Source organism: Candidatus Binataceae bacterium (assembly GCA_035294265.1).
Taxonomy (GTDB): Bacteria; Desulfobacterota; Binatia; order Binatales; family Binataceae; genus DATGLK01.
Genome location: DATGLK010000068.1, coordinates 1 through 10571, shown reverse-complemented (window position 1 = coordinate 10571; position 10571 = coordinate 1). Strand labels below are relative to the sequence as shown.

The 10571-nt window shown below is 60.6% G+C and carries 12 protein-coding genes; 7 read left to right on the top strand and 5 right to left on the bottom strand.

The window, feature by feature from the left end:
- Positions 1-38 precede the first annotated feature (38 nt).
- Positions 39-413 (bottom strand): phage holin family protein, encoded by a 375-nt coding sequence (locus tag VKV28_11370; protein HLH77396.1) that lies wholly within the window; start codon positions 411-413, stop codon positions 39-41.
- Between the two features lie 161 nt (positions 414-574).
- Positions 575-844 (bottom strand): hypothetical protein, encoded by a 270-nt coding sequence (locus tag VKV28_11365; protein ID HLH77395.1) that lies wholly within the window; start codon positions 842-844, stop codon positions 575-577.
- Positions 845-1184: 340 nt separating this feature from the next.
- On the opposite strand from VKV28_11365, the gene VKV28_11360 reads away from it, so the two are divergent.
- Genes VKV28_11360 through glp form a run of 4 tightly spaced genes read left to right on the top strand, consistent with a single transcriptional unit; the run spans position 1185 to position 5795 of the window.
- Positions 1185-2210, top strand: a complete 1026-nt coding sequence (locus tag VKV28_11360; protein HLH77394.1) for a thiamine pyrophosphate-dependent dehydrogenase E1 component subunit alpha — start codon at positions 1185-1187, stop codon at positions 2208-2210.
- Between the two features lie 3 nt (positions 2211-2213).
- On the top strand, positions 2214-3194 hold the full coding sequence (locus tag VKV28_11355; protein HLH77393.1) for an alpha-ketoacid dehydrogenase subunit beta: 981 nt from the start codon (positions 2214-2216) through the stop codon (positions 3192-3194).
- 9 nt (positions 3195-3203) lie between these two features.
- Entirely contained in the window at positions 3204-4529 is a 1326-nt protein-coding gene (locus tag VKV28_11350) for a dihydrolipoamide acetyltransferase family protein (protein HLH77392.1), read from the top strand.
- Positions 4530-4562: 33 nt separating this feature from the next.
- Positions 4563-5795 carry a gephyrin-like molybdotransferase Glp gene (glp, locus tag VKV28_11345; GenBank protein ID HLH77391.1) on the top strand — a complete coding sequence of 411 codons (1233 nt, stop codon included), beginning with the start codon at positions 4563-4565 and terminating at the stop codon, positions 5793-5795.
- On the opposite strand, the gene VKV28_11340 is transcribed toward glp, so the two are convergent.
- Complete coding sequence (locus tag VKV28_11340) at positions 5741-6031, bottom strand: hypothetical protein (protein HLH77390.1); 291 nt, start codon at positions 6029-6031, stop codon at positions 5741-5743. The two genes, glp and VKV28_11340, sit on opposite strands and share 55 nt — an antisense overlap.
- Before the next feature lie 111 nt (positions 6032-6142).
- Here VKV28_11340 and ispF point away from each other — a divergent pair, with 111 nt between their 5' ends.
- Together ispF and VKV28_11330 are read left to right on the top strand one after the other, a co-directional pair.
- A complete protein-coding gene (ispF, locus tag VKV28_11335) occupies positions 6143-6622 on the top strand; it encodes a 2-C-methyl-D-erythritol 2,4-cyclodiphosphate synthase (GenBank protein HLH77389.1) in 480 nt (159 codons plus the stop codon).
- Positions 6623-6800: 178 nt separating this feature from the next.
- A complete protein-coding gene (locus VKV28_11330; protein HLH77388.1) occupies positions 6801-7403 on the top strand; it encodes a MarR family transcriptional regulator in 603 nt (200 codons plus the stop codon).
- A 1-nt stretch (position 7404) separates the two neighbouring features.
- Here VKV28_11330 and VKV28_11325 read toward each other — a convergent pair whose 3' ends face one another.
- Positions 7405-8331: an NAD-dependent epimerase/dehydratase family protein gene (locus VKV28_11325; GenBank protein HLH77387.1), complete on the bottom strand. Its 927-nt coding sequence runs from the start codon at positions 8329-8331 to the stop codon at positions 7405-7407.
- Between the two features lie 150 nt (positions 8332-8481).
- A complete protein-coding gene (locus VKV28_11320; protein ID HLH77386.1) occupies positions 8482-9357 on the bottom strand; it encodes a phosphatase PAP2 family protein in 876 nt (291 codons plus the stop codon).
- A 1028-nt stretch (positions 9358-10385) separates the two neighbouring features.
- On the opposite strand from VKV28_11320, the gene VKV28_11315 reads away from it, so the two are divergent.
- Positions 10386-10571, top strand: a 186-nt coding sequence (locus VKV28_11315; protein HLH77385.1) for a hypothetical protein, incomplete at its 3' end; no start/stop codon positions are given.

The following is a 10571-nucleotide window of genomic DNA, read 5'->3' as shown; positions in this document are numbered from 1 at the left end:
GTAGCCAGCGCTTTCAGAAGTAACAAAGCGCGCGGATTTTAGCATGAGGGAATCGAAGCGCGATTTTCCTGTCGCGTCGCCACCCGCTGCATGGCCAGATAGCCCGCCATCCCGCCTACCATCACGCCCCCGCCGGCGATCGCGAAGGCGGCCCACCAAGGCAGAAAAGTGTGCAAACCCATGATCAAGGCGCCGAGCAGGCAACAGCCGCCGGCCAACAGCGCGCCGATTAGCAGGACTTGGCCGAGGGCACGATCGACAATTCCGATCAGCACCTGCCCCAGGTTGGCTTCAAACAGCCGCGCTTCCATCTGTAAGACGTGCGAAAAGTCGTCCAACACGCGTCCCAACAGACTTGACCATTCGGGTTCGCCGCGGTTGCGAGAGGCTGCCGTCGTTTCCTCATGTTCCATGGACCACGCTCCTAAGAGAGGTCGGCTCTCCGCGTCTATAGTGCCGCACCCTGGAGTAACAAATCCGTAAGGTCGAGTTCACGTTTTTTCGATCGGGAAGACGTGCAGTCTGGAGCAGAGTACGAGAGTTTTGACGGCCTGCGGGGGTCGCGTTTCGGCCGTTATAGGTCAGGCTTCCCTTTGCGCAAGGAAAAGCCAGCCGCGGCGCCCAACAGCAAAGCGGCCAGTGGGATCAGAGAATTGGAGCTCAGGCCCATCACAAAGCCGCCGGCGCCAGCCAGTCCCAGGGCCGTCAAAGGGCGGCCGCGGATCAAAGAGTCGACATCGAGTTGGGTTTCGACCTTGCGATTGACCTCCTGCAGGGTCTGCGAAAGGTTCTCGCGTGCCTGCTGCAATTCGTCCTCGATCTTTTCGATCTGTTCATCCGTCATTGGGCCCTCTGCCTGCCGCTGGGACACGATTTCCTGTGCGGTTACCAAGCGGTGCTTTGCCTCCAGCCTGCCCAGTCCGGGATCCAAATTTCTACAAAAATCTCATCTCATGGTGGCGCTGACAAAGCCAAGAGGTCAAGAAATTAAGTGCGCCTGGGGCGCTGAGCCGCGCACCTCAGCTTTTGCCGACTCCAGGCTTGGGCTAGTGTGGGGAATTGGCAGTCGTTCGAGCGGTTACGGCCAACCAGCTTGAGGAACCTGCGCAGGCGCGCTGCGGCCCGGGGCAATGCGGGAAGCAGGCCTGAGACCGTTTGCATCGGCTGCCGGACAGGAGGGCTCAATGGCATCCCAGGCAACCACGCATGCCGAAATTCCCGCTCGCGTGGAGTACGAGCTGCAGCTTTATTACTGGATGAAACTTATCCGGGGGTTTGAAGAGCGGGTCTCACGACTGCATCGCCAAAACAAAATTCTGGGTGGGGTCTATTCGGGCGCCGGACAGGAGGCGATTGTGGCTGGGATTTGTGCGCCGCTGCAAAACGGTGACTTCGTCGCTCCGCTGCATCGCGACCTGGGAGTCTTTTTGATTCGCGGGGTGGAACCCAAGGTTCTCATGGCCCAGCTCATGGGTCGGGAAAGCGGGCTGTCGCGCGGCAAGGATTCGTTTTTGCATGCAGGAGACCTCTCGCGCGCGATTTTCGGTTCGACCTCGATGCTGGGCTCCTCGCTGCCGGTGGCGGTGGGCGCGGCCCTCAAGTTCAAAATCAAGCGCGAAGCGCTGATCGCGGTGGCCTTCTTTGGGGAAGGCGCGTCCTCGCGCGGCGACGTGCATGAAGCAATGAACTTCGCCGCGGTGCACAAGCTCCCCGTGCTGTTCGTATGTGAAAACAATCGCTACGCCTACTCCACGCCGCTGGAGAAACAGATGGCGATCGACGACGTCGCTGAGCGGGCGGCGGCCTATGGCTTTCGCGGCTACGTCAGCGCGGGGAACGATTTGCTGGCGGTGCTGGAGTGCGCCGAGCGGGTGATTCAAAAAATTCGCGCCGGGGAAGGGCCTGCCCTAATTGAATGCAAGACCTATCGCTACCATGGCCACAGCGAGCATGATCCGGCGCTTTATCGCAGCCGCGAAGAATTGCTCAAATGGGAAAGTCGCGATCCGATTCAGGGCTTCGAAGTGTACTTAGAAAAGACCGGTCAGGACGTGCGCCGCTTGCGCGAGCAGACCGACCAGAAGGTAGCGGCAATCCTTCAGGAGGCGGTCGAATTCGCTGAAAACAGCCCTTTCCCCAGTCCCACCCAGGTACTCGAGGATCTCTACGCTACCCCGGTGGGACGGAAGGCCAACGGCGGCAGGAGTTAGTCGATGGAGGCCACCTATCTAGAAGCGATCAATCAGGCGTTGCACGAAGAGATGCGGCGCGACGACACCGTCCTGATGATGGGCGAGGACGTGGCCGAGCTGGGCGGCGCCTTCAAGGCCACCGTGGGGCTGTTGGAGGCCTTCGGCGAGGAGCGGGTGATCGATACTCCCATCTCCGAATCGCTGATCGTGGGCGCGGCGGTGGGCGCCGCCGTAATGGGTTTACGGCCGGTGGTGGAGATGCAATTTGCCGACTTTATCTCCTGCGCCTTCGATCAGATTGTCAACATGGCCGCCACCGTGCGTTATCGCCACGGCGGGCGCGCGCAATGTCCAGTGGTGGTGCGCAGCCCCTCGGGCGCCGGTATTCACGGCGCAATTTTCCATTCGCAAAACCCCGAGGCCTGGTTTACCCGAGTGCCCGGGCTCAAGGTAGTAGCACCAGCCACCGCGTTCGACGCCAAGGGAATGCTCAAGAGCGCTATACGAGACGATGATCCGGTGATCTTCTTCGAGCACAAGCGCTTATATCGCAGTATCAAGGAGGATCTGCCCGAGGGCGACTTCACCGTGCCCTTGGGGATAGCCGAAGTTCGTCGGCCCGGGCGCGACCTGTCGATCATTACGTACGGCGGCACGCTCCATCAGAGCCTGGATGCGGCCCGAATCGTCGAAGCCCAGGACGGACTTTCGGTAGAAGTGGTGGATTTGCGTACCCTGCTGCCGCTGGATCGCGAAGCGATCCTAGACACCGCGCGCAATACCGGCAAGGTACTGATTGTGCACGAAGACCGCCTGACTGGGGGGATCGGAGGAGAAATCGCGGCCTTGATCGCGGAGCTGGCCTTCGAGCACCTCGATGCGCCGGTGCGACGGTTGGCGTCACTGGATACTCATGTTGCTTTCAGTCCGCCGCTGGAGGAGGCGATCCTGCCTAACACCAACAAGATAGTCGAGGCGATTCGCAGTTTGGCGAGCTATTGAGAGGCGAACATGCCGGTTGCATTGGTGATGCCACAGTTGGGCGAGAGCGTGGTGGAAGGAACCCTGACGCGCTGGCTGGTCAGAGAGGGTCAGCGGGTCGAGCGCGACCAGGCGATGGCGGAGATTTCCACCGATAAGGTGGACACCCAAATCGAAGCGCCGGCGGGCGGAGTGGTAATCCGTTTGCTGACTGCGGAGGGACAGACAGTAGCGGTGGGCACCGAGTTGGCGCTGATCGGCGAAGCGGCGGAGCTCGCGCCCGCCGCCAGCGCGACACCCGCTGCCAGCGCCGCGCCCGCCGCCAGCGCCGCGCCCGCCGCCAGCGCCGCGCCCGCTGCGCCTGCCGCCGCGGGTGGTGGCGTGGCGCGCAGTCAGGCGGCGCCCTCAAAGCCTCGGCGCTTTTCTCCGGTGGTGCTTAAGATGGCCGCCGAGTATCAACTCGATCCCTCCCGCATACCCGGCACCGGCCTGGGCGGGCGAGTGACCAAGCGCGACCTCGAGCGTTATCTGACCGAGCACGGCGAGGTCGCGGCACCAGTGGCCGCGGCGGGCGACGGTGCGCCGTCACCCGCCGCGCGTCCGTCGCCAACAGCATTGCCGCAAGTTTTTCGTCCACCAGTTTACCAGCCACAGGCGGACGACCAGATCGAACCCTTTACCCGTCGGCGCAAAATCATCGCCGAGCACATGGTGTTCTCCAAGACCCATTCCCCACACGTCGGGACCGTCGCCGAAGTGGACATGACGCGAGTGGTTAAGCTGCGCGAGCGCCACAAGCAGGATTTTTTGCAACGCGAGGGGTTTGCGCTGACGCTTCTGCCGATCGTGGTAGCGGCGACGGCGCGGGCGTTGCGAGAATTTCCGCGAATCAATGGTTGCGTGGTGGGAGATTCGCTGGTCATTCGCAAACAGATTAACATCGGCGTGGCGGTGGATACCGAGGCTGGTCTGGTAGTTCCGGTCATTCGCGATGCCGATCAGAAATCAGTGCTGGGACTGGCGCGCGAGATTAACGCCCTGGCGCGTGGTGCGATTGAGGGTAGTCTCGGGGCCGACCAGCTTGCGGGGGGCAGTTTTACGGTCACCAACCCCGGTCGCGAGGGTAATCTGTTCGGCTTCGCGATTATCAACCAGCCCCAACTGGGCATCTTACGCATGGGCGAGATCAAAAAGACCGCGGTGGTGATGGATCTCGACGGCGCCGATGTTATCGCCGTGCGCCAGATCATGTACCTGGCGCTCTCCTACGACCATAGGGTAATTGACGGTGTCTTGGGCAATCGTTTTTTGTTTCGAGTGGGGCGGATTCTGGAAGCCGGCGAATTTACTATTTGAAGCGCCTTGGCGGGCGAAATAAGGGTCGACACCATGATCAGCGTCGATGAAGCATTGAAGATCGTTTTGGACAGCGTCGCCCCACTGGCAGTGGAACGGGTACCGTTGCTGGACGCGCGGGATCGCATACTGGCCGAGCAGATTTATTCCAATCGCGATATTCCCGGCTTCGATAACTCCGCGATGGACGGGTTCGCGGTGCGCGCCGCCGATCTGGCGGGCGCGAGCGAACGCACGCCCAAGGCGCTGCGCATTACCGAGACAATCGCGGCGGGAGCGATGCCGACCACGGCAGTGACGGTAGGCAGCGCAGCTCGCATCATGACCGGGGCGCCGATTCCGCCTGGTGCCGATGCGATCGTGCCGGTGGAGCGAACCCGAGTTGCGGGCGCGGTCGTACAATTTCTGGCAGCTCCCGAGGTGGGCGAGTTTGTGCGGCCCCAAGGAGAAGATCTGAGGGCCGGGCAACTTGTGATGGGGCCGGGGCGGCGACTGAGTCCCTCCGATATCGGAATGCTCGCCTTGGTTAACCGCCCCATGGTCGAGGTCTGGCGGCGGCCACGGGTGGCGCTGGTCGCCACCGGTGACGAATTGGTTGACGCCGATCAAGTTCCGACCGGAGCCCAGGTGGTTAATTCCAGCGCCTATGCGCTGGCGGCGGCGGTCGCCGAGGTTGGCGCCGAGGCTAGCATTTTGAAGATAGCCCGCGACGATCCCAAGGAGATCCGCGCTCGCCTAATCGAAGCTTCGGCTTTCGACGCGATTTTCACCACCGGCGGCGTTTCAGTCGGAGACTTCGATCACGTCAAGGGCGAGCTCGATCGGGTCGGGATGAAGACCCTATTTCACGGCGTGGCGCAACGTCCGGGCCGGCCATTGAAATTCGGTCTGATCGGTAGCTGCCCAGTCTTTGGCCTTCCCGGCAATCCGGTCTCTACCTTGGTCTGCTACTACCTGTACGCTCGGCCGGCGTTGCTCAAGATGGCGGCCCATCAGCAGCTGCAATTGCCTCGGGTCAGCGCGCGCTGCATGGTCGATATCCGATTGGCGCAAGGTCTGACAGTTTTCATCCGCGTTACGGTGCAGCGGCGCGATGGCGTTTACGAGGCCACTCCCACCGGCGCGCAAGGCTCCAACTTGCTCGGGTCCCTGGCGCGGGCAGAAGGGCTGCTGGTGGGGCCCAGCGATAAACTCAACCTGCGAGCGGGCGATCAGGCTGAGGTTTTATTGCTGCCGTCTGCTGCGGTGGGCGCTGAGGCCGAGTAGGTGCGCGATAGCGCGCCGCGCCGCCGCCACAGCCATTGACCGACCAGGGTCGCGCCGGCGCCGAACAGCGCCGCGCCGATTATCACGGCCGAAACCTGGAGCTGGAGCTTGGCTGCGAAGGGCAGTAGCTTGATCTCGATTGGAGCCAGACGAAAATTCTCGGTCAGAACGTAGGCCACCCACAACAGGACGATTACCGCGACGATGAATTTGGGGTTTTTGAGCAGGGCAGGCACGGCCTCGGTCCTCGCAAAAGCTGTTTCGAGCTTGTACGCTTTAACCAAAGTTGTCAACGCGATTAAAGGGTGAGTTTCGCCCGCACTCCCGCTGCGTCGCACCTGCTGTTTATGAAGTTTAAAATCGGACAAGGCTTTGACTTTCACCCCTTGCAGACGGGCCGGCGCTTGGTCCTAGGCGGCGTGGAAATTGCCCATGAGCGGGGCTTGCTGGGCCATTCGGATGCCGACGTGGCAGCCCATGCGCTGGCCAACGCGATCCTAGGAGCACTGGGCGAAGGAGACCTGGGACGCCATTTCTCCGATCGAGATCCCGCCTATCGCGATGCCGACAGTCTGGAGCTGCTGGGCGAGATCTGGCGGCGGGGTCAGGCCGCTGGATGGCAGATTCAGAATGCCGACGTTACCGTCTTCGCCCAGCGCCCGCGCCTGGCCCCTTACCTTGAACAAATGCGCGTGCGATTGGCCCAATGCCTGGGCTTGCCAACCGCCGACCTTAATATAAAGGCTTCCAATCCGGAGGGCTTGGGGGCATTAGGTCGTGAGGAGGGGATGGCGGCGGCGGCGGTCGTGCTGCTGGCGCGGGATTGAGATTATCTGTTCACCTGATGTGAACGATCAGGAACTTCTCAAACCTGAGGCATCTGCTCTTTTTATCCTTTTTGGTCTTTTACTCTTTTCCCGATGGCTTTCGCATGAGATACTATAGCGTGGCCTGTGGCGACTGTCGGCCGCGAAAGACTCTCGAATTCATCAAGGCAAACCGATTGTGGCCTCAGAACAAGCACCGACAGAACGTGACTATGTCGACCAGATAATCGCGCGCTGGGCCCAGGCTTGGCCGGAATGGGACATGTCGGTGTTTGCGGTCACCGGCCGCATCAGGTTGTTGGTGCTATTGCTGGATGCCGCGTTGGCGCACGTAGGCGAGCGCTATGGGATAAAACTAGGCGAGCTAGAAATCCTAGTCTCGCTGCGCCGGCGAGGCGAACAATGCTCGGCTACTCCCACGGAATTAGCCGAGGAAGTCTGGATCACCGCGGCCTCCATTACCCGCCGGATAGATCAGCTCGTCAAGTTGAAACTGGTTGAACGCGAACGTGACGTTTTGGACGACCGGCGTGAAGTGCTGGTGCGCCTGACCCAGCGCGGCCGGGAGGTGGCGATGGCGGTGCTGGATGAAAGCATGAAGGCGGAAGGCAGGCTAATCCAGCGTCTGGACAGCCAAGCGCGCCAGGGTCTGATCGATTCGCTACGTGAGCTGCTATTGTCGGTTGAGGCACCCGCGGGAATCCCGCCGATGCGGTTGTTTCGCGGAATCCGCTCCTCGGGGGCCATGATTGCGGCCAAGCTGGACCAATCCAAGGGCTGATTTAGCCGCCCGCCCGCGGACGGCGTCCGGCATCGAGCAGTAGCTCGCGAACCGCGGCCTCGGTATTTTCCATCGGATGCCAGTTTAGGATTTCGGCGGCGCGGCGGTTATCGGCCAGCGTATGGCGGGCGTCGCCCGGGCGCGCCGCACCATGGCGGGTTGGGCCGCCGAACAGTTCGGCGATGCGGTTGATGGTGAGATTGCGCCCCTGGCCGATATTGATTGCGCAACCATCGGCCCGCGCGCAATCCATCGCCAGCAGGTTGGCGCGCACCACGTCCCGCACATGGGTAAAGTCTCGGCTTTGCTCACCGTCGCCGTGGATTGGCAGCGGTTGTCCCTTAGCCCGGGCGCGCAGGAAAACGCTCATAACCGTGACGTAGGCACCCTCGCTCGCCATCCGCGGACCAAACACGTTGAAATAACGCAGGGTCAGAGTCTGAAGGCCGTAGAGCTGATGGAACAGGCGGGTGTATTCCTCGCCGGTCAGTTTCTGGAGTGCATAAGGATTAAGCGGATTGGGCCGCATCTCTTCGTGGAGCGGCAGATTCGGTTGGGTGCCGTAAACCGACGAAGAGCCGGAAAAAATCACTCGCCGCACGCGTTGAGCGCGAGCTGCCAAAAGCACATTGAGGGTGCCCACGACGTTGACTAGGTGGGTTTCCAATGGCTGTTCGATGGAGAGCGGAACGCGGGGTAGGGCGGCCACGTGGAAAATGCAATCCGCTCCCGCGAAGGCGGTGGCCATCGCGTTGAAGTCTCGGATATCGGCCTCGATCAGCTCGGCCGCGGAATTGACCTGATCACGCCGACCAGTCGCAAAATTATCGATTACGCGCACTCGCCGTCCGCTGGCCAGTAGCGCGTCGGTGAGATGGGAGCCGATAAAGCCTGCTCCGCCAGTAACCACTACCGTCGAGTTATCCACGTCAGCCCGGTTCCATTAGCGAGCGCTCCTGGCGCCACGCGGTGTAGCTGCAAGCACCATCGCAGCAAGGTTACTATCGCCAAGCAGCGGACGGAACAGGGAGTTGAGACGGTTTGGGGCCGGTACCAGGCAGTTTGCATGGCCGCGATCTCACCAAAGGCAGGCAAAACCGAGGGCGGGCGGAGCCAACGCAGTCGTGTGTGGGACCGAGGCCGGCGCTGCGAGTGGCACGATACGCCAGCGGCCGGGCTGCAGGGAATGCTCTCGGTGCAAGTGCAACAGCAGTTCGGTAGTGGCCCAACCCAGCAATCCGCCCGCCAAAACGTCGGAGAACCATTGTTGGTTCTTAAGCCGCGTGACTCCTTCCAGCGCCACCAAGGAATAAACCGGCGCCGCCACGTACCAACGATTGCCGTAGTACTCGCTGATTCCGGTGGCCATCGCGGTCTCGATCACCATGTCGTTCGAGGTGAACGACCGGCTGTTGAAGCCGCTCGGAGGATGGAAGAACTCAAGATGGCTGCTGGTCTGCGCCGGGCGCAATCTGCCGAATCCGGCTTTGATCCCGAGGTTGAATAGCACTCCCATCCCGGCGGCCTCGGCGCCGGTCAGTAGATCGTGGCGCAGGCTGACGTTATCGGTGTATAGCCCGTAGATATAGAGCAGGCCCAGCGCGGAGATCAGCGTTGTATAGCTGAAATTTTCCATCACGTCGTGATCACTACGCGAGAGATCGCGTAACTCGCCATGCATCGTCTGGTCCAGGGCAAACGAGCCGCCCCACAGCGCACTGGCAGCGCCCAGCGCAAGGTAGAATCGGGATTGGCGAAAGGGACTATTGGGAGAGGTGATATAGAACGGTGACAGGCCGATATCTTCGAGGTCGAGCTGTGCATTATTAACGACGTAGCCGGCGTCGGCCAGCAGTTCGCCGACTGCTGTGGGATTGGGCGATTGTGCTTGCGCCGCGCCTGTGACTACCATCAGCAGAATTACCGCGCATAGTGAGCATCGAGACGCCAACATCGGACGCCACCGCTCAGGCGGCCTGAGCCGCTTGAGGTTCTGTACGATTCGATTGTGCCATCAAGCTCCTCGCGCCAACAACCTAACGCGGGGACAGCGCAGTGGAGCAGCAGAAATTCAAGGAGCTGATCAAAACTCAACTCGACAAAAATACTTTCCCGTCAAGCCGTGAAAGTCAGCGAATGGATCGTGGTAGCCAAACGCGGCTTGCCTTCGCGCTGGATCTCTTTCCAGGGGTGTTTTCGCATACCCGACTTTGATCTCTTCCGCTGTGGCAACCGTGGCAGGATGCGGGGGCTGCTGTCCGACGGGCATATCAAAAAATACGATTGGTCGGCATTTCCGTTTAAGCATCTTGTTGCTGTTTAAAATAAGAAATGCGAATCTTGATGCACGCCGCAGGAGTGGGAGGGAATTTTTTTCAGAGTGATCGGCACCCCACCTTGCCCGCGCCTTAACGGTCCCTGACTTGGTGCACTGCGCGCCGACGCCAGCCGTACACCAGATGGCCGCAATCGCATCCTCGGTGTATCGCGAGCGCTGTCACGGAGTCTTGGCGTTCGGCCTTTTGGGCCCGAAATTCCCGCGTCAATTCTGGATCGGGTCAGCGCTGACTCCTAGCCGCTTCTGCCAGGCCGTGTTGGGCACAATCAGCTATTCAACGCTCCGATTCTCGGCATCCGGTCAGTAGCTCGCGCTGACAAACCTAGATACCGCCGCAACGCTGGCCGGATGATCAAGCCATTCCCGCTGCCGGGCGAGACTTGCCAGAGGAGCTGCATCGCTCCAATCACTTAACAGGTAAGCTAAAGGTCACCGAGCTTTGCGGAAAGAAAATTATAATTCAAGATATTTGACATCTTTAACACGTTATATTATAGATTCGCGCTTACAGCATGTAGAAGATTAGTTTTACAGCAAAGAGATGCTTAAAGACGCGCTTGCGACAAATTATAGACTTTGCGGGAAGGTATTCATTTTTGTCGCACCTAGCTGCACCAACGTCTGAACAGGAGAGGGAGTCTAGGATGGCAAAAGAGCGCGCGAGGATTAAATCGGCCGGTGCCGTGGCTTTGTTGTTCAGCGTCATCGGGGGATTTGTGTTGTGTGGCGGACTGCAAGCGCATCGGCAGATTGCCGCTGCGGCTTTAGCGGAAAATCCGCCGGTGAGTTATCTGAGCTGGCCGCCGGCTCCGCCGGATATGCAACTCCAC